Origin of the sequence: Streptomyces adelaidensis (assembly GCF_016598475.1) — a bacterium.
Lineage (GTDB): Bacteria > Actinomycetota > Actinomycetes > Streptomycetales > Streptomycetaceae > Streptomyces > Streptomyces adelaidensis.
Genome location: NZ_JAEMUX010000122.1, coordinates 1 through 19,301, shown reverse-complemented (window position 1 = coordinate 19,301; position 19,301 = coordinate 1). Strand labels below are relative to the sequence as shown.

15 protein-coding genes are annotated in these 19,301 nt (G+C 71.4%); 4 read left to right on the top strand and 11 right to left on the bottom strand.

Annotated features, from left to right (window positions below; genetic code table 11):
* Positions 1-69 precede the first annotated feature (69 nt).
* Positions 70-864 carry a class II aldolase/adducin family protein gene (locus I8N67_RS38030; RefSeq protein ID WP_200308863.1) on the bottom strand — a complete coding sequence of 265 codons (795 nt, stop codon included), beginning with the start codon at positions 862-864 and terminating at the stop codon, positions 70-72.
* Positions 865-1,074: 210 nt separating this feature from the next.
* Between I8N67_RS38030 and I8N67_RS38025 the strand changes: the two genes are divergently transcribed.
* Complete coding sequence (locus I8N67_RS38025; protein ID WP_200308862.1) at positions 1,075-1,557, top strand: pyridoxamine 5'-phosphate oxidase family protein; 483 nt, start codon at positions 1,075-1,077, stop codon at positions 1,555-1,557.
* A gap of 18 nt (positions 1,558-1,575) precedes the next feature.
* On the opposite strand, the gene guaA is transcribed toward I8N67_RS38025, so the two are convergent.
* Positions 1,576-3,156, bottom strand: coding sequence for a glutamine-hydrolyzing GMP synthase (gene guaA / locus I8N67_RS38020; RefSeq protein WP_200308861.1), 1,581 nt, complete (start codon positions 3,154-3,156; stop codon positions 1,576-1,578).
* A gap of 322 nt (positions 3,157-3,478) precedes the next feature.
* Here guaA and I8N67_RS38015 point away from each other — a divergent pair, with 322 nt between their 5' ends.
* Positions 3,479-3,760: a chorismate mutase gene (locus I8N67_RS38015; RefSeq protein ID WP_200308860.1), complete on the top strand. Its 282-nt coding sequence runs from the start codon at positions 3,479-3,481 to the stop codon at positions 3,758-3,760.
* Positions 3,761-4,342: 582 nt separating this feature from the next.
* Here I8N67_RS38015 and I8N67_RS38010 read toward each other — a convergent pair.
* From I8N67_RS38010 to I8N67_RS37985, 6 genes are all read right to left on the bottom strand, one after another.
* A complete protein-coding gene (locus I8N67_RS38010) occupies positions 4,343-6,118 on the bottom strand; it encodes a GMC family oxidoreductase N-terminal domain-containing protein (protein ID WP_200308859.1) in 1,776 nt (591 codons plus the stop codon).
* A gap of 39 nt (positions 6,119-6,157) precedes the next feature.
* Complete coding sequence (locus I8N67_RS38005; RefSeq protein ID WP_200308858.1) at positions 6,158-7,789, bottom strand: succinic semialdehyde dehydrogenase; 1,632 nt, start codon at positions 7,787-7,789, stop codon at positions 6,158-6,160.
* Between the two features lie 151 nt (positions 7,790-7,940).
* Positions 7,941-9,665, bottom strand: a complete 1,725-nt coding sequence (locus I8N67_RS38000) for a serine/threonine-protein kinase (protein ID WP_200308857.1) — start codon at positions 9,663-9,665, stop codon at positions 7,941-7,943.
* Positions 9,666-9,726: 61 nt separating this feature from the next.
* Positions 9,727-11,118: a diacylglycerol/lipid kinase family protein gene (locus I8N67_RS37995; protein ID WP_200308856.1), complete on the bottom strand. Its 1,392-nt coding sequence runs from the start codon at positions 11,116-11,118 to the stop codon at positions 9,727-9,729.
* A 46-nt stretch (positions 11,119-11,164) separates the two neighbouring features.
* Positions 11,165-11,686, bottom strand: coding sequence for a DUF6896 domain-containing protein (locus I8N67_RS37990; protein WP_200308855.1), 522 nt, complete (start codon positions 11,684-11,686; stop codon positions 11,165-11,167).
* Positions 11,683-11,826: a hypothetical protein gene (locus I8N67_RS37985; RefSeq protein WP_200308854.1), complete on the bottom strand. Its 144-nt coding sequence runs from the start codon at positions 11,824-11,826 to the stop codon at positions 11,683-11,685. The genes I8N67_RS37990 and I8N67_RS37985 overlap by 4 nt, the downstream gene beginning before the upstream one ends.
* A 239-nt stretch (positions 11,827-12,065) precedes the next feature.
* Here I8N67_RS37985 and I8N67_RS37980 point away from each other — a divergent pair, with 239 nt between their 5' ends.
* On the top strand, positions 12,066-12,971 hold the full coding sequence (locus I8N67_RS37980) for an alpha/beta fold hydrolase (RefSeq protein ID WP_200308853.1): 906 nt from the start codon (positions 12,066-12,068) through the stop codon (positions 12,969-12,971).
* A 242-nt stretch (positions 12,972-13,213) separates the two neighbouring features.
* Positions 13,214-13,441, top strand: a complete 228-nt coding sequence (locus I8N67_RS37975; RefSeq protein WP_200308852.1) for a hypothetical protein — start codon at positions 13,214-13,216, stop codon at positions 13,439-13,441.
* Positions 13,442-13,492: 51 nt separating this feature from the next.
* Here the strand turns inward: I8N67_RS37975 and I8N67_RS37970 are convergent, their stop codons facing one another.
* The 3 genes from I8N67_RS37970 to I8N67_RS37960 all read right to left on the bottom strand — a co-directional run bounded on the left by I8N67_RS37970 (position 13,493) and on the right by I8N67_RS37960 (position 19,263).
* Positions 13,493-15,232, bottom strand: a complete 1,740-nt coding sequence (locus I8N67_RS37970) for a serine/threonine-protein kinase (protein WP_200308851.1) — start codon at positions 15,230-15,232, stop codon at positions 13,493-13,495.
* Positions 15,233-15,414: 182 nt separating this feature from the next.
* Entirely contained in the window at positions 15,415-17,208 is a 1,794-nt protein-coding gene (locus I8N67_RS37965) for a serine/threonine-protein kinase (protein ID WP_200308850.1), read from the bottom strand.
* A 252-nt stretch (positions 17,209-17,460) separates the two neighbouring features.
* The gene (locus I8N67_RS37960) at positions 17,461-19,263 is read right to left on the bottom strand and encodes a serine/threonine-protein kinase (protein ID WP_200308864.1); all 1,803 of its coding nucleotides are present in this window, start codon (positions 19,261-19,263) and stop codon (positions 17,461-17,463) included.
* Positions 19,264-19,301: the final 38 nt, after the last annotated feature.

Here is a 19,301-nt window from a genome sequence, read left to right as displayed (position 1 = left end):
GGGGCGCGGGAACCGCGCGACCAGCCACGACGAACCCGCGGCCGAACATCCAGGGTTCCGGGGTTCCGGTCAGCTCAACAAGTCCGGCTCGGACCGGCTGATGTCCTGCCACAGCGGCTGGTAGTTGATCCACGCCACCAGATCACCGCCCGCCTGCTCCCGCGTCGCGGCGGCGAGCCGGTGTTCGATGAGCAGCGGCCGTCCCGCCGCCTTCGCGGTGAGCTGCACCTGGGCCGAGCGTTCCATCGACAGGAACCACCACGCCGCCGCGTCGACCGAGTCTCCGACGGTCAGCAGCCCGTGGTTGCGCAGGACCAGGGCCTTGCGGCTGCCGAGCACCGAGGCGATCCGGCGGCCCTCGTCCGCGTCCACGGCGACGCCCGTGTAGTGGTCGTAGAGCGCCTGGTCCTCGTAGAACGCGCAGGACTCCTGGGTGATCGGGTCGAGAAGGTCGCCGAGGGCGGCGAGCGCGCGGCCGTGCACCGAGTGGCAGTGGGCGACGGCGACGACGTCGGGGCGGGCGGCGTGCACCTGGGCGTGGACGGTGAAGGCGGCCTGGTTGACGTGGTAGCGGCCCTGGATCACCTGGCCGTCCTGGTTGGCGAGGACCAGGTCACTCACGGTGACGTGCTTGAACGGCATCCCGAACGGGTTGACCCAGAAGCAGTCGCTGAACTCCGGGTCGCGCGCGGTGATGTGCCCCGAGACCCCCTCCTCGAACCCCAGTCGCCCGAAGATCCGCAGGGCCCCGGCCAGCCGCTCCTTGCGGTGCCGCCGCTCGTCCTCCACCGACTCGTGCATCGGCGGCATGGCGAACCGGAGCTGGTCGGTGGGTAGGGGCAGGGGCGGTGTGGGCCCGTGCATGTGTCCTCCAGACTGACTTCCTTTACGAACCGGAAGTTACCGTCGGTCGTCCCCGCAGAACAGGTCCGTCCGGTGAAGAGAGTGCGCAACCGTTACGCAAGTCACAGAAGCGCGCCAGCGGCACACGGCGAACCCGACGAACATGATGAACACCCGTTCACCCGGGGTAACCGGACAGTGGTTGTCGGGTATCCGGGCAACACTCGACGTATGCCAGAGAATCCTTCGAACTGGGCCGCCTTCGCCGCCGCCGAACCCGAGCTCGCACGGACCGTCGAGGCGCGCTTCGGGGCCTTCACCCATCACGTCCTCGCCACCCTCCGCAAGGACGGCTCTCCGCGCACGACCGGGCTGGAGGTGCGGATCACCGGCGGCGAGCTGTGGCTGGGGATGATGCCGGACTCGCTCAAGGCGCTCGACCTGCGCCGCGACCCCCGCTTCGCGCTGCAGGCCAACCCCGGTCCCGGCACGGAGATGGGAGGGGGCGACGTACGGGTGTCCGGGCGGGCGCTGGAGGTCGACGATCCCGCCGTGAAGGCCGCGTACGGCGAAGAGGTGGAACCGCCGGAGCCGTTCCACCTCTTCCGCACCGAGCTGACGGAGGTCGTACGGACCTACGTCGAGGACGACAAGTATCTGGTCGTCCAGGTCTGGAAGCCCGGAGCGCCGGTGCGGACCCTCAAGCGGACCTGAACCCCGAAGGCGGCGGGCTCACTCCCACTCGATGGTGCCCGGCGGCTTCGACGTCACGTCGAGGACGACTCGGTTGACGTCGGCGACCTCGTTGGTGATGCGGGTGGAGATCTTCGCGAGGACCTCGTACGGCAGCCGGGACCAGTCGGCGGTCATGGCGTCCTCGGAGGAGACGGGGCGCAGGACGATCGGGTGGCCGTAGGTGCGGCCGTCGCCCTGGACGCCGACGCTGCGGACGTCGGCGAGGAGGACCACCGGGCACTGCCAGATGTCACGGTCGAGGCCGGCCGCGGTCAGCTCCTCGCGGGCGATGGCGTCGGCGTCGCGGAGCAGGTCGAGGCGGTCCTTGGTGACCTCGCCGACGATCCGGATGCCGAGGCCGGGGCCCGGGAAGGGCTGGCGCTGGACGATCTCCTCCGGGAGCCCGAGCTCCTGGCCGACCATCCGCACCTCGTCCTTGAAGAGCTTGCGCAGCGGTTCGATCAGCTTGAATTCGAGATCTTCCGGGAGGCCGCCCACGTTGTGGTGGGACTTGATGTTGGCCGTGCCGGTGCCGCCGCCGGACTCGACGACGTCCGGGTAGAGGGTGCCCTGGACCAGGAAGGCCACGTCGGGGCCCTCGTCGGCGATGATCTCCGCCTGGGCCTGCTCGAAGACGCGGATGAACTCGCGGCCGATGATCTTCCGCTTCTGCTCGGGGTCGGAGACCCCGGCGAGTGCGGTGAGGAAGCGCTCCTCGGCGTCCACGACGACCAGCTGGACGCCGGTCGCGGCGACGAAGTCCTTCTCGACCTGCTCGGTCTCGTTCTTGCGCATCAGACCGTGGTCGACGTACACGCAGGTCAGCTGGGAGCCGATGGCCTTCTGCACGAGGGCCGCGGCGACCGCGGAGTCCACGCCGCCGGACAGGCCGCAGATCGCGCGCTTGTCGCCGACCTGCTCACGAATGGCCGCGACCTGCTCCTCGATGACATTGCCGGTGGTCCAGCTCGGGGTCAGGCCCGCACCCCGGTAGAGGAAGTGCTCCAGGACCTGCTGGCCGTGCGTGGAGTGCATGACCTCCGGGTGGTACTGGACGCCGTACAGCTTCTTCTCGTCGTCCTCGAAGGCGGCGACCGGTACGACGTCGGTGGAGGCCGTGACCGTGAAGCCCTCGGGGGCGGCGGAGCAGGCGTCGCCGTGCGACATCCACACCGGCTGCTCGTCCGGGGTGCCCTCGAAGAGCGTGGAGCCGGGCTTGGAGACATGGAGGGGCGTACGGCCGTACTCGCGCGCGCCGGTGTTGTCGACCGTGCCGCCGAGGGTCGTGGCCATCAGCTGGAAGCCGTAGCACATGCCGAAGACGGGGACGCCGGACTCGAAGAGCGCGCGGTCGAGGCGGGGGGCGCCCTCGGCGTAGACCGAGGAGGGGCCGCCGGAGAGGATGATCGCCGCCGGGTTCTTGGCGAGCATCTCCGCGACCGGCATGGTGCTCGGCACGATCTCGCTGTAGACCCGGGCCTCGCGGACCCGTCGGGCGATGAGCTGGGCGTACTGAGCGCCGAAGTCGACGACCAGGACGGTGTCGGGAGCGGCGGCAGCGGGGTTCGCTGATGACACGGGGTGCCTTCCGGCGGTTGGGCTGGGGTCTGTGTGGTCGAGTCTACCGGGGTGGCGTCGCCCGGAGTGGGCCGCTCCTGGGGCTCCGCCCCCGGACCCCCGGGGCCCGTCCCAGCCGTGGCATACTGACCGCCATGCTCACGCACCCGACCTTCCTCTTTACCTATGGCAACCGGCCCACCGGCTGCCATGGTCGTGCTGCTTGAGCAACTGACAAGCGACTTCCCAGGCGCCCCGGGCCGACAAGGTCCGGGGCGCCTGGCGTTTTCCCGGATCCTGTCGCCACGGGGGAGCCACCCCCTTCCGACAAGGAGCCAGCCCCATGACAGCCATCGACGTGACCGGCGCCCGTACCTCCGAGGCCGCGGATGTGATCACCGGCGCCCGTGAGCGCATCGACGCGCTCGACGACCGGATCATCGGTCTGATCCAGGAACGGGTGGCGGTCTCCGCCGTCGTCCAGGAGGCCCGGATCGCGTCCGGCGGCCGGCGCGTGAACCTCTCTCGCGAGATGGAGATCCTCGCCCACTACAGCGACGCCCTCGGCAAGCCCGGCACCGCGCTCGCCATGACCCTGCTGGAGCTGTGCCGGGGCCGCATCTGACCGGCGCACGATCGTGGCGCACGTACGTATGCCTGCCCTCTCACCCGTACGGCGCCGTGACCGTCGCACGACACCCTTCGTTGGTGTCGGTGTCCGTGCCAGCCAGGTCCGGGCCCGAAGAAACCACGCGTGGCTCCGCTGGAGCGATGAGGCGTACGGATCGTGCCGTACGCCGTGGGACCTCGCTCCAGGATGGTGACCGGACGGCAGGGGACAGCAGCCCGGTCATTCAAGAGAACGGTCGGCCCCGGGGACGCCCGGGGCCGGTCGACGGCAACTGTTTTCCGAGCCGACGGCGCACCCCCCTGCGCCGCTTCGAAGCACCGGCGCCGCCCTGACGTCGGTGCTGACTCAGAAGGGCCCCGCGACCTCCGTCCGCGGGGCCCTTCGCCGTGCCCGGCCAGTCACCCCCACACCTGTGACTCACGTCACACTAAAAAAACGTAATCGCAAGGGCAACTTTTCACACCCCTCGCCAGTCACACCTGGCACACGAGAGAAGGACCCGCGCTCGGAGGGGGGTGCGGGTCCTTCTCCGCTGTTCCGCTTACCGCCTCCTGCTTATCGACTACTGCCTACCGCCTACTTCTTCGGCGGCACCGTCGGTACCGGTAGCAGCGGCAGCCGTAGCGCGCCGAAGGCATCCGCCGGGACGGCGGGGTTCCGCGGCTCCACCGGGCGGAGGCGTTCGTACGTCGCGCCGGGGGCCGGGCGGCGGTCGGGCTCGCCCTTGTTGGGCCAGTACGACATCGCGCGCTCGGCCTGGGCGGTGATGGTGAGGGACGGGTTCACACCGAGGTTGGCGGAGACGGCGGCGCCGTCGACGACCGAGATGCCGGGGTGGCCGTAGAGGCGGTGGTAGGGGTCGATGACGCCGTCGGCCTCGGTGGCGCCGATGGGGCAGCCGCCGAGGAAGTGCGCGGTGAGCGGGGTGCCCATCAGTTCGCCGACGTTCGAGCCGGCGAAGCCGTTGATCTCGGCGGCGATGGCCGCGGCTCCCTCCGACGCGGCCTTGATCTGCTTGGGGTTGGGGGCGCCGTGGCCCTGGCGGGCGGTCAGCAGGCCCTTGCCCACCCCGCCCGGTTTCAGATACGTCGTCAGGGAGTTGTCCAGGGACTGCATCACCAGGCCGATGATGGTCCGCTCCGACCAGCGGTGGTTGGACAGGGAGCGCAGGACCAGGACGGGGTGGCGGGCCGCGTTCGCCAGCCAGCCCATCACCCTCGACGAGCCCTCGGCGTACGGGACCTGGAGGATCGACAGGCCGCCCATCGAGTTGGAGCCCTTGCCGTAGCGGACCGGCTCGATGTGGGTGTTCTCGTCCGGGTGGATGGACGAGGTGATGGCGACTCCCTGGGTGAAGTCGGCCTGCTGCCCGCCGGTCACCCGGCGGTAGCGGCGGTTGTTGGTCTGGGCACCCACCAGCGCCTCTGAGTTGGTGCGGGTCAGCTCGCCCAACTTGTCGGAGAGGTGCGGGAGTTGACCGCCGGCCTTCATGCGGTGCAACAGGGTCTGGGTGCCGTAGGTGCCGGCCGCGAGGACGACTTCGCGGGCTTTGAAGGTGCGGCCCCGGCTCTGCTTCCGGTCGGTCGGCAGGGTCGCCACCGCGTAGCCGCCCCGCGAGTCGTCCGTGACCGAGACGACCGTTGTCATCGGGTGGACGGCCGCGCCCGCCTTCTCGGCGAGGTAGAGGTAGTTCTCGTTGAGGGTGTTCTTCGCGCCGTGACGGCAGCCGGTCATGCACTCGCCGCACTCGGTGCAGGCGTTGCGGGCGGGGCCCGCGCCGCCGAAGTAGGGGTCGGCGGCCCGGTCGCCGGGGGCGGCCTTCGCCGTGCCCTCGGCGTCCTCCCCGTCGCCGAAGAAGACACCGACGGGGGCCATCTGGAAGCTGTCGCCCACGCCCATCCGCTCCGCGGCGGCCTTCAGGTGGACGTCCGAGGGGGTCATCGTCGGGTTGAGCCGTACGCCGAGCATGCGTTGCGCCTGGTCGTAGTACGGCTTCAGCTCGTCCTGCCAGTCCGTGATGTCTCGCCACTGGGGGTCGTCGAAGAACGGTTTCGGCGGGACGTAGAGAGTGTTGGCGTAGTTGAGCGAGCCGCCGCCGACGCCTGCTCCGGCCAGCACCATGACGTTGCCGAGCAGGTGGATGCGCTGGATGCCGTACATGCCGAGTCTCGGCGCCCAGAGGTAGTTCTTCAGGTCCCAGGAGTTCTTGGGGAGGGACTCGCGGGTGAAGCGGCGGCCGGCTTCCAGGACACCTACGCGGTAGCCCTTTTCCGTCAGGCGCAGGGCTGTGACGGAACCGCCGAAGCCCGACCCGACGACGATGACGTCGTAGTCGTAGGTGTCCTGGGGCACGTGCTCTCCTCGTTGAGAACGGGTAAGGGGGGTACTGCCTCAGCGCAGCCGGAGTGCCTTCATCGCCCTCAGGCTGCGGCTCATGAACTGGGCGTACTTCTCGTCGTCCATCCCGAGCGAGGGGGCCATGGGGAGCAGGCGCTGCTGGGCGACCGTCTGGGCCTCCGTGTACTTGAGGATGCCCTCGGAGCCGTGGCGGCGGCCGAGGCCGGAGTCCTTCATGCCGCCCATGGGGGACTGGACGCTGCCGTAGGCGGAGGCGTAGCCCTCGTTGACGTTGACCGTGCCGGCGCGCAGGCGGGCGGCGACGGCGCGGCCGCGGCCGCCGTCCTTGGTCCAGACGGAGGCGTTGAGGCCGTACGCGGTGGCGTTGGCCTCCTCGATGGCGGCGTCCTCGTCCTTGAAGCGGTAGATGGAGACGACCGGGCCGAAGGTCTCCTCGGTGCAGACGGACATGGGCTCCGAGACGCCGTCGAGGATGGTCGGCTCGTAGAAGTACGGGCCGATGTCCGGGCGGGCCATGCCGCCCGCGACGACCTTCGCGCCCTTGGCCACGGCCTCGTCGACGTGGCGGGTGACGGTCTCCAGCTGGCGGTCGCCGACGAGGGAGCCCATCTCGGCGCCGTACGCGAGGGACTTGCCGAGGCGCATGGCCTTCGTGCGGGCGGCGAAGCGCTCCAGGAAGGCGTCGGCGATGGACTCGTGGACGTACAGGCGCTCGATGGAGATGCAGAGCTGGCCGGCGGAGCTGAAGCAGGCGCGGACGGCTCCGGCCGACGCCTTCTCGATGTCCGCGTCCTCCAGGACCAGCATGGCGTTCTTGCCGCCGAGTTCGAGGGAGACGCCGACGAGACGGGCCGCGGCGCCCTGGGCGACCTGGCGGCCGGTGCGGGTGGAGCCGGTGAAGGAGACGTAGTCGGCGTGCTTGACGACCTCGGGGCCGATGACCGGGCCCTCGCCGAGGACGACCTGGAAGACCTCGGCGGGCAGGCCGGCCTCGATGAGCAGGTCACGGGCCCACAGGGCGGTCAGGCAGGTTTCGGTGTCCGGCTTCATCACGACCGCGTTGCCCGCGACGAAGGCGGGGATCGCGTCGCCGACGGAGAGTTCGAGCGGGTAGTTCCAGGGGGCGATCTGGCCGACGACGCCGCGCGGGTGACGGAGTTCGGTGACCTTCGTGAGGGTCGGTACGGCGCCGGTGTGCCGCTTCGGCTTCAGATAGAAGGGGGCCTTGCGGCCGTAGTGGCGGGCGGCGACCGCGACGGCCTGGACCTCCTCGTGGGCGTGGAGGCGGGCCTTGCCGGTCTCCAGCTGGATGAGGTCGAGCACCTCGGCCTGACGTTCGAGGATCAGGTCGTGGAAGCGGAGGAGCACGGCGGCCCGCTCGCGCACGGACACCTGGGCCCAGACGGCCTGGGCGGCGCGGGCCCGCTCGTAGGCCTTCTCCACGTCCTCGGGGGTGGACTCCGGCAGGTCCGCCAGCTTCTCGCCGGTGAACGGCGTGTGGTTGGCGGTCCGTCCGGAGCCGACCACGCCCTTGGTGAGCTGGGCGACCAGTTCGGGAGTGACCACGTCGGCGGCGGTACGGGCGCCCTGCGGGGCTGCCGCGAGGGGGTTGGTGCCGGTCGTCCGTGCCGTGCCGGTCTTTTCGGGGGCCTGCGAGTCCGTCATGACGCGCAGGGTATTCCGGACCGGACGACTTTGGGTACCCGGCGGTAACAGGGATTCACCGGGCACACACACCGCGCCAGTGATCGCTGGCAACGAAGTCGCTGATCAGTGCGGCGGGCGGTGCCGTGCGGTCGCGATGCGGCGTCGATCACTACGTTCCGAGCTCCAGCCGGTCCCGTGCGCCCTTGAACACCGCCGTGCCCTTCTTCTCGTCCGCCGTGCCCTTCGGCATGTCCACGCGCAGCTCGTACAGCCTGTTGTCGTCGGTGCGGATGATCAGCTCCATGACGCGGGTGGGGGTGCCGTCCTGGTAGTGGGTGGTGTCGGCGAGTACGGCCTCCTGGTCGTGGAAGCTCGTGGTGGTGTAGTTAGCCGTCGACTTCACGTCGCGCGCCACGAGGTCCGTGGAGTCCTTGGCCTGCTCCATCGGCGAGGCGGGCGCCTCGTCCCACTCCGTCAGCCGTACCCGGATGACCTCCTCGCCGTCGTAGGTGACCGTGCGGGGCTGGTCGCCCGCGCCGCCCTGGGCGCGGAGGCGTTCGTACGCGGCGGGGAGGGAGAGCACGGCGTTCAGGGCCTCCTCCTCGTGGGGGATCCAGCGGACGCCGGCGGTGACGCTGCCGCTGGGGGTGGGGGTGGTTCTGGGGGTGGTTCTGGGGCTGGGGCTGAGCGGGTCGGAGACCGTCTCGGTGTCGTCCCGGGCGAGTGAGGTACCGAGCCAGACTCCGCCGCCGGCGAGGAGGGCGCCGGTGAGGGCGGCGCTCAGGAGGAGACGGCCGGTGCTGCGGCCGGTACTGGCGCCGGTACTGGCGCCGGTACTGGCGCCGGTACCGGCGCCGGTGCCGCGGGCCGTGCTTCGAGCTGTCCTGAGCCGTACCGTCCGTGAGTCCTCGCGTGCCTCCGGTGACTCTGCGGGCACCGGCTCCTCGGTCACCTCGGCCGGTGCATCCGGTTCGGGCAGGGGTACATGTCCGCCCTCCGCCACCGCCTCCAGCGCCGCCACCACCTCGTCCGCCTCGGGCCGGTCCGCCGGGTCCTTGGCCAGCAGGCGGACGATCAGGGCGCCGAGGGGGCCCGCCCGTTCGGGTTTCTCGGGCTCGGTGGAGAGGATCGCGGCGAGGGTGGATTCCAGGGTCGTACGGCGGAAGGGGGACCAGCCCTCGACGGCGGCGTAGAGGAGGACGCCGAGGGACCACAGGTCGGAGGGCGGGCCCGCGGTGCGGCCGGACATGCGCTCGGGGGCGATGAACTCGATCGAGCCGACGAACTCGCCGCTCACGGTGAGGGCTTCCTCGCCCTGGACGTGCGCGATGCCGAAGTCGGTGAGGACGACGCGGCCGTGCGGGCCGAGGAGGACGTTGGCCGGTTTGACGTCGCGGTGGACGATGCCGACGCGGTGCGCGGCGTGCAGCGCGCCGACGACGGCGAGGCCGATCCGGGCGGACTCGGCCGGGGTGAGGGCGCCGCGTCGGAGGAGTTCGTGGAGGGACTCGCCCCGGACCCACTCCATGACGATCCAGGGTTGGCCGTCCTCGATCACGACGTCGTGGATGGTGACGGCTGCCGGGTGGTCGACGCGGGCGGCGGCGCGGGCCTCGCGATAGAGGCGGTTGGCGGCGCGCTGCCGCTCCGCGTTCGCCGGGTCGTCCGGACCCCCCGGGCTTCCCGGGTCCTCCGGGTCCCCGGGCAACCTGGGCTGCTTGACGGCGACTTCACGCTCGACGAGTTCGTCGACGGCCTTCCATACGGTGCCCATGCCGCCGGACCCGAGGCGCTCGGTGAGGCGGTAGCGGCCGCCGACCAGGCGGTTGTCACGCCGGGAAGCCCGGCCGTCGTACTGGGGTACGTCGTTCGGATGTTCGCCGTCGTCGCTCATGCCACATCAGTACCGCGCGGGGCCGGAGCTTGTCGACGCGGCATCAGATCCGGCAGGCGCGCTATCGCCGCCGGTTCCACAACTCCTGTGCCCACCCGTACCGTTCGCGGTGCTTCGGCAGGGCCGTGCGGCCGACGGCTGCGGCGAGTTTGCGCAACCGGCGCCAGTCCAGGGGCGGTTTGGGCTCGGGGACGCCGGGCCGGTCGCGGGGCACACGTACGCGCAGGGCCTTCTGCGCGACGCGGCAGTGGACGGGGGTGGGCAGGAGGAGTGCCTCACCGTCGACGCCGACCTCGATCTCCGGCCGGTCGGCCTCGACGACGATCTCGTCGGCGACGAGCAGGCTGAGCCCCGGGGCGTTCGGCCCGAGGACCATCCCGGCGGCCTCGGCGGCGCTGTCGACGCGCACGCCGACGACGCCCAGGACCCCGGCGTCCAGCCGCTCCCGGCGGCCGAGGCCGACGAGGTCGTCGCTGCGGTAGACGTTGTTGCTGACCAGCACGGCCTGGGGCGCGTCGATGACGGCGTCCCCGATGCGGGCGGTGAGCCGTGGACCCCGCTGGTGCGTGAGCAGTTCGGGCAGCAGCTCCAGCGTCGTACGGACCTTGTCGTCGCGGTACGCGGGGCTCTGCACGACGGCGGCGTACGCGCCGAAGGAGGCGTTGTTGACGAAGGGGTGGCCGCTCGCGTAGCCGAGGTCGACATGGAGTTCGACGCCCTTGTCGGTGAGGGCGTCCAGGCAGGCGGCCGGGTTGTCGCGGTCGAGCCCGAGGTCCATGGCGAAGTGGTTGCGGGTGCCGGCGGAGATGACGAGGAGGGGCACGTCGTACGCCGCTGCGATCGCGGCGACCTGGGCCTGGGTGCCGTCGCCGCCGGCCACGCCGAGCAGGTCGGCGCCGTTTCTGACGGCGTCCCGGGCCAGTATGGCGACGTCCTCGTGGTGCGCGGGGTCGAGCAGATGGACCGTGGCGCCGAGCCGCTCGGCCCTCTCCTTCAGCCGGAAACGCTCGACCTTCCCGCCCCCGGACCTGGGGTTCATGATGAGGAAGGGGCTGGTGGGGGCGGGGGTGCGGTGCTCCGGTACGTGCACCTGGTGGGACCTGGTGCTGCTGAGGGCGAACTTCCCGGACGAGACGGCGATGCCCCACAGGGCGGCGGACACGAGCACCACCCACAGCAGGTTGACGGCCGCGAACCACCAGATGACCCCGACCGGCGCGGCCACGGCCAGCGCGCCCGCCGCGATCCGGGCGAGACCCCGGCGGGTCAGCACCCACCACAGCGCGGCCACGGTGACGCCGGCGCCCAGCACGACCCCGGCCACTAGCAGGAGGCTCGCCCCGCGCGCGTAGCCGAGCGGCAGGAGTACCGCGAGTACCGCGCAGCCGAGCGCGGCCCGGGCCGCCCATCGCTGTCTGGCGTGCGCCCGCACATCCAGGTGTTCGATGCCCACGCCCGCTCGCCCCTCGCGCCGCCGATCATGCACTTGACACGGCATGTTAGGGGCTGGGGGCGCTACAAAGCGATGGTCCCGGGAAGTCCGACTCCCCGGGACCATCGCCCGGACGTGCGTACCCGCTCCAGGACCGGCGCTGGGCCGCGCTCTGCCGGTCGGCGGAGCCGAACCAGCCGGTCTCCGGCTCACGGAGGGCGCCGGCCTCCTTCAACTCCCGGCACGCGTCGATCAGTTCTCCCTTCCGCGGTGGGACGTCGTCGCCCCGGCTCCGGGCGAACTGTTCCAGCCGCCAGGGGTCGAAGGCCTCCGAGCCGTCCGGCAGCAGGTCGATGTCCACCACACGCCAGTCCGGGTCACTCATACGGCACCCCCGTCCGTGCACCTTGTAGGTGAACCCGTCGGCCGTACGGCCCTCCCGCCCGAGCTCTCGCTCCCGTACGCCGGCCAGCACGGCCGGCAGAGCCGAGAACTCGGGGTACCGGCGAGCCAGGACCGCCTCGATGGTCCGGTGGCTCTCCAGAAACGCGCGCACCACCTCGGTGGCCGGCGTCTCGCCGCTGGTCATCTTCTGCGCCCCCTTCTGTTCTCCGGGAAGTCCGAGCCGACTTCGGCCGCGGCCCAGACCACTTCGTCGACATTCTTGTAGGTGTACGACTTCAGCTCCTCCAGCGAGATGACCTGGTACTGCGGTGCGTATTCGCACAACGCACCCCTCGTGTCCCCGTTGTGTGACCACATCCACGACCCCCGCCATGGTCTTCGAGCCGGATATTTCCGCCAACTACCGGGCCCCGCTCGACGGTTGTTCGAGCAAGCCGCATATAGTCCGATTGCTCACGCAAGCAGGCCGTGTGAGCGTTCCCCCGCTGTGGACGTTTCGGTCGGATCCCGTGCCCGGGGACCACGGTCGCCTGCCGTCATGTCTACTCGAAGGGCAGGTAGCCGTGCGTTGGCTCTGGGGTTGTCTGATTCTTTGCGCCGCGACAGTCGCGACCCTCCTCGTCGTCGACCCGCGCGACAGCGCGGCGGCCGACCGCAACGAGGCCACGTACTCCTACGGTTCGCACACCCGGCAGACCCTCGACGCCTACTGGAACGCCGCAGCTGAGGAGCGAGGTGGCGAGCAGCCGGGCATCGTGATCCTGCACGGCGGGTACTGGTACGAGGACACCGGCTGGGCCACCTGGTCCCGCACCTTCGCGGACGCCGGGTACGCCGTCTTCACCGTCGACCACCGGCTGAATTTCGACGCTCCCTGGCCCGCCCAGCGAACCGACGCCCTGTCCGCCCTCGACTGGATCGAGGATCACGCCGCCGACTTCGACCTCGACCCCGACAGGCTGGTGCTCCTCGGCTCCTCCTCCGGCGGCCAGCTCGCGACCTCCGTCGCCACCTACGGCGCCGGCGCCTACCGCGTCGACGGTGTGGTGGGCCTGTCGCCCGTGGTCTCCCCGTACCGCGCCTGGCAGGACGGCAACGCCGCCACCGCGACCGACCGGCAGCGCAAGCTCCGCGACAACGCCTCGATCCTGGCGCGCTGTTACCCGGACCCGGCGGACACCGACACCTCCACGCATCCCGGCTGCTGGGGCACCTGGCAGGACATGGCCGCCAACAGCCGTGCCTCCGGTGCGAACGACGCCCCCATGTACCTGCTCCACTCCAAGGGCGACTTCGTGCCGGTCCAGCACTCGCTCGACCTCGAAGCGGCCGAGGAGAGCGACCACAGCATGCCCGCCAATGGGGTCACGGTGGAGACGGTGGCCGGTTCCTCGCACGGCGGAGCGCTGCTGGACGAACCGGGCGTGGCCGACCGGGTGCTGGCCTGGATCGCCGAGAGGACGTACTGAGGCCCCCATGAAGAGCCCTCGCACCGCGGAGCGCCCCCTGCTCGGCGTGAGCGGCAAGGTCCGCCTGGTCCCGCTCGTCGACGAACGCCCCGAGGCCGAGTCGTACGACGGCGGTCAGAGCTGATGTCCCGGCCCTCCACCGTCGTCCCGCCCACCGCTACAACGCCCTCACCGACGAATGCCTGCGCGCCTTCCTCGGCACCACCGGCACCGACGTCGTCATCGCGACCCGCCCCGCGCTCGTGGTCTTCCTCGCCGAGCATGGCCGTCTGGACGCGTTCGTCACCGTCTCCGAGGCGGACGCCACCGACCCCCGCCGGCACCTGCCCGGCGCCCGGGGCGAAGGGGTGGCGGACTTCGAGGCGCCGGCGACGGCCGGCGAGGGCCGCGGCTTCCACGTCCGGCTGACGCCCCTGCCGGGGCCCGCCGATCCGGACCAGGTGACCGGACCCGGTGACCGGACCCTGTGACCGGACCCGGCATGGTGATCGCTGAGGAGATCTGCATCCGGCTGAGCAGATCTACATCTTGTGGATCTTCAGGTTCGCGATGGCCGTACGGGCGATCTCGCGACCCTGCTCGGTGAAGTGCCCCTTGCCCGGATAGTCGATCCAGATCCGGTACATGTCGCCGTTGCCCGCTTTGTAGTACAGGACCCGGGCCTCGCGCGGGCGCGGGCTCTGGCTGTCCGTGGTCGTGTAGACGATGGTGTTCTCGGCGGCCTCGCGGTCCTGGAACTTCGCCTCGTGGGGCTTGCCCTCGGGGGCGGGATCGTCGGCGATGTCCAGGGTGTACTCGCCGTCCTTGACCAACTCCCAGTCGGCGTACGCCCGGTCGAGCGCGACGCCCGGGATCTCGTTCTCCTTGTCGTCCTTCTTGATGTCCCGGTCGACGTTGATGCGGATCATCCCGCTCGGGTCTCTGTACTGCGCGAACGTGCCGTCCGTGGCGTCGGTGTCGTCCGTGTCGAACTTGTCCTTCACGAAGTCCGACGGCACGCCGACGCTCGCGGCGACCTTGGTGCCGAGGTCCCGCTGCTTCCACCCGTCCGGCAGCGGCCCCGCGAAGGGGTCGGCGATCACCAGGTACGCCGTCACCGCAGCCGCGACGACCGCCGCGCCGAGCCCGGTGAGGGTCTTGGCGCCGATACGGATGCCACGACCGGTGGCCGCCGGGACCCCGGCGACCTGGTGGACCACCTGGGTGGGCGCGGGGGCCGGCGGGTTCGCGGCCGCCTCCAGCAGTTCGCGGACCCGGGCGGCGGCCGGGCGGCGCGCGGGGTCCTTCTGCAGCAGCCCGTTGATGGCCTCGGCCAGCGGTCCCTGGGCCGAGGCGGGCGCGGCGGGCGCGGCGTTGAGCACCGACTGCAGGGTCGCCGGAGTGTTGCTGCGCCGGAAGGGCGAGACGCCCTCGGTGGAGGCGTAGAGGACGACGCCGAGCGACCAGAGGTCCGACGGGGGGCCGGGGCGCTGGCCCAGCACGCGCTCGGGGGCGATGTACTCGGGCGAACCGACGAAGCCGCCGGTGTCCGTCAGGTTCGTCTCGCCCTCGATCTGGGCGATGCCGAAGTCGGTGAGGACGACCCGGTCGTGGCGGCCGAGGAGGACGTTGTCCGGCTTGACGTCGCGGTGCAGGATGCCGGCGGCGTGCGCGGCCTCCAGCGCGCCGAGCACGTCGAGGCCGATTTTCGCCGCGTCACGCACCCCGAGGGTGCCCTCCTGGAGCGCGTCGCCCAGCGAGCGCCCCCGCACCAGCTCCATCACGATCCACGGCTGACCGTCCACGACCGCCACATCGTGCACGTTCACGACCGACGGATGATCGAGCCTGGCCGCCGCGCGCGCCTCGCGCCGCATCCGCTCGAAGGCATTGGCCCGTTCCCGCTCGGGAAGATGGTCCGGAACGCGGGGCTCCTTGACGGCGACCTCACGATCCACCGTCTCGTCCTTCGCCCGCCACACCGTGCCCATTCCGCCGTGCCCGAGCTTGGCGAGCAGCCGGTAACGGCCCCCGATCAGCCGCCCGGTGCCGGGTTCCTGCGGCGACGGCGTCGGCGACGGCGATGCCGGCTGAGCGACCACCTGGGTGGGCTGAGCGGTCACTCGCGTCGGCTGAGCAACCACTTCCGCCGGCTGCGCGTACGGGTTTCCCGGGTACGGCACACCCTGCTGCGGCGGTTGCAGTCCGAAACTCGTCGGCTCGTCGGGTCCGTAGCCGGGGCCATGGCCCGATCCGTAAGGGGCGCCCCCGTTGCTGCTCATACGCTCATCTGTATCGCGGGAAGCGCTTCTGCATCCACCCCCGTCGCTTTCCGGTCACAGACCCGTGACGCGGAACGCTACTTATCTCCCTTTTGGTTACCTACGACGGTGCCTCTGGCCACGTACGAAGGTGCCTCCGGTCACGTACGACGGTGCCCTCCGACCACGTACGGAGGTGCCCGCTAGTGACGCGCGAAGGTGTCCACCGCCACGTCGAAGTACTCCTTCGCCTCGCTCACCTTCCCGACCGGCGCCGACACCCACACGTCGTACAGCTGCCCGCCCTGCTCCCAGCACAGGTCGTACGTGTGCCGGGGCCCCTCCGCCGCGCTGAAGCCGTCCCAGGTGAACTCCCAGAGCGCGGCGGTGCGCCCCTCGTGCGTGGTCTCGGCGACCCGGCCGTCGCGGTATCCGGGGTTGGTGGAGGGCCCCTTCTCGTGAGCGCGCCGCAGCACCCCGGCCGGTCCGCCCTCCTCGGGGTCGGCGAGCTTGACGCCGATCCGGATCACCTGCCCCGGCGACATGTAGAAGACCCGCTCCCCCTGCGGCTCCCTCGTGAAATCGTCCGGCACGGCGAGGCTGAAGCCACGCTCGTCCTCGGCGAGCCGGTACCCCGAAGGCACGGTCGGCGCGGTGGCCGCCCGCGAGCTCGTGGTGGTGGGGGTGGCGGTGGCGGTGCCCCCCGCCGACGTACCGGAGCTGCTGGACGAGCCAGAGCCACTCGACGTCTCCGAGGTACCCGAGGTACCCGAGGTACCCGAGGTACCCGAGGTACCCGAGGTATTCGTCGTCCCCGACGTCCCCGTCGTCCCCGACGACTGCGGCGCCGAACTGCTGGGCGTGCCGCCCCCGCCCCCGCTCCCGTCCTGCATGAGCAGCGCCGCCGCCGACACCCCGGCCCCGGCCATCGCCGCCACCAGCGCCGCCGCGACCAGCACGCTCCGGGTGGAGTGCGGCTGCCGCTGCCGCGCGGGCTCCTCCCGCAGGGCGACCGCCGGGTCGGGGGCGGGTGGCCCTGCCTGCCCCACCTGCCCGCCCGCCGATGCGTCCCGATCCGCAGCGGGCGCGACCGCGCGCGGCACGTCCCGGCGGGTCGGCGTGTACCCGGTCGATGCCCTCGGCGCCTTCGACAGTCTCGGCGTACGCCCCGTCTCCCGGAAGGCCCGCAGCAGCCGTTCCGCCTCCACCGCGTCGAGCCGCCGGTCCGGGTCGCGCTCCAGCAGCCCGCGTACGACGGGGAGCAGCGGCGCGGCCTGCGGGGGCGGGCGGATCTCGTCGACGACGACCGCGTGCAGGATGCCGCCCAGCGAGTCGCGCCGGAACGGCGATTCCCCGCTCAGCGCGGCGCACAACAGGACGCCCAGCGACCACAGGTCGGACTCCGGCCCGGTGCGGACCCCGGACATCCGCTCCGGCGCGGTGTATTCGGGCGAGCCGACGAAGGACCCGCTCTCGGTGAGCGTGGTCGCGCCCGCGACCTGGGCGATGCCGAAGTCGGTGAGGACGACCCGGTCGGTGCCGGCCTCCATCAGTACGTTCGCGGGCTTGAGGTCGCGGTGCAGCACCCCGGCGTCGTGCGCCCGCCGCAGCGCGCCCAGCAGATCGAGGCCGATCCGCGCGGCCTCCCGCGCGTCGACCGGCCCGTCGGCCGCGATCCGCTCGGCGAGCGAGCCGCCGGAGATCAACTCCATGACGATGTACGGACGTTCGTCCTGCTCTACGACGTCATGCACGACGATGATGTGCGGGTGGCTGAGCCGGGCCACCGCCCGCGCCTCGCGCAGGGTGCGCTCGCGCTGCTGCCGGGACTGCTCCTCCGGGAGCGAGTCGTCGAAGGCCAGCTCCTTGACCGCCACCTGCCGACCGAGGAGCTGGTCGGTGGCGCGCCACACGATCCCCATACCGCCGCGGCCGATTCTGGCCTCCAGCCGGTAACGACCCGCGACGACGCGGACGTTTTCCCCCTCGGTCCCCATACGCCCCATCATGCCGCACCGGATCGAAACCCTCCGGTGCCGCGTCACGGCCTGGCCGACAAGCGACGTACGCGCGTCTCATGAGCGCCCGACGAGCACCGCGCATGGGGCGGCGGTGCGTACGGCGGCGGCGCGTCGGGCGTCGCACGCCTTCGCGATTCGAGCCGCAGGCGCCACCCCGGCCGCCACCCCGCCGTCAGGCTGTCAGGCCATCACGGCCATCGCCCGGCCATCACGGCCATCACCCGACCCTCACCGCACCGGCGGCCGCCAACTGCGCAGCACCGCGTAGAACTGCTCCTCCGCCGTCTCCCAGTCCGCCGCCGGCGCGGCCATGTAGATCGTGTACTCGACGCCGTCCCGGGAGAGATACATCTGTTCGATCGCCCGGCGCGGTCCGAGGAAGTCCGAGTCCTTCGCCACCGCGGTCCAGGTGAAGTCCCACAGCGCGCCCGGCCGGTCGCGGTAGATGTTCTCCTCCAGGCGCACCTGCCGGTATTCAGCCCGCACCTTCACCTGCTCCTCCAGGTCGAGCTGGTGGTGGTACGGGCTGTCGAAGTCCGGCGAGTCGTCGACAGCGACCCGGAGGAAGTGGTCACCGCCGTCAGGCGTGTAGTCGATCTGCGCCCCGTCCAGCTGCCGCTTCCACCCCTTGGGCAGGGCAATGCTGAAACCCTCCGGGTCCTCGACCCGCTCCCAGCCCTCGGGCACGCTTTCGGTCGCCGACTGGCCCTCCTGGTCCGTCCCCGAGCCACCACTGCCGTCCGTGCCGGCCGTGGCGGAGGTGTTCCCCTCCCGCCACTGGTCCGTGTAATGCATCGCGACCGCACCACCACCGCCGACCAGCGCGGCCAGCAGCACGACCAGCGCGACCGTACGCCCCCGGCCGCGCCGCTTGGCGCCGGGACGGGCGGGTGTGGCTGGAGCGGCGGAGGCGGCGGAGGCGGGCTGATAGACGGTGGGCACCGGAGCGACAGGGGTTCCGGAGGCTCCGAATCCGCCGGACACCACAGCCGCGGTGTGGTGCCCCGGCATCTGCTCGCCACTGTCATACGACCCATGCGCCCCATGCGCCTCATGTGCCCCGTACGAGCCGTACGAGCCTGGCGCAATGTGCGCCCCCGGCGCACCCGGCGCACCAAGTCCCTCCCGCGCCCCCCGCACGTCCCCACCACCCCCGTCGGCCCCTGCACCCCCCACCTGCTGCCGCGTCGGCACATACGCCTGCGCCACCCGCGGCCGCCGCCCCTCCGCGGCCTCGGCGAGCAGCTGCTCGGCCTCCTCCACACCGGGCCGTACGGCGGGGTCCTTGCGCAACAGCGCGGTGATGACGGGTCCCAGAGGCCCCCCGTGCACCGGTTCGGCGGCCTCCTCGCTCACCACGGCCTGCATGGTGGTGAGCGGTGTGGTGCGCCGGAACGGTGACTTGCCGTCCACCGCCGTGTACAGCGTCGCGCCCAGTGACCACAGGTCTGAGGCGGGTCCGGGCTCCTGCCCACGCACCCGCTCGGGGGCTATGTAGTCGACGGAACCGACGATCTCCCCGGTCCGTGTGATGGTCGTATCGCCCTCGACCTGGGCGATGCCGAAGTCGGTGAGCATGACCCGGCCGTCCTCGGCGAGCAGCACGTTCCCCGGTTTCACATCGCGGTGCAGTACGCCGGCCCGGTGGGCGGCCCGCAGCGCGCGCAGCACCCACATCCCGATCCGCGCCGCCTCGCGCGCCTCGATGCGCCCACGCTCCTTGACGGCGTCGGCCAGCGATACGCCCTCGACCAACTCCATGACGATCCACGGCCGGTTGTCGTGCTCCAGCACGTCGTGCACGGTGACGACGGCCGAGTGGTTGATCCGCGCCGCGGCGCGCGCCTCCGCCCGGGTCCGCGCGAGGAGTACGGCCCGCTCGTTCTCCGAGACGTAGAGCGCGGCCGTCAACTCCTTGACCGCTATGACCCGGTGCAGCACCTCATCGTGCGCACGCCAGACCCGGCCCATGCCACCGCTGCCGATCGTGTCGACAAGCCGGTAGCGCTCCGCGAGGAGCAGACCCTGCATCTGATTCACGTTGCCCCGCAAGTTCTTGACAGGGTCAG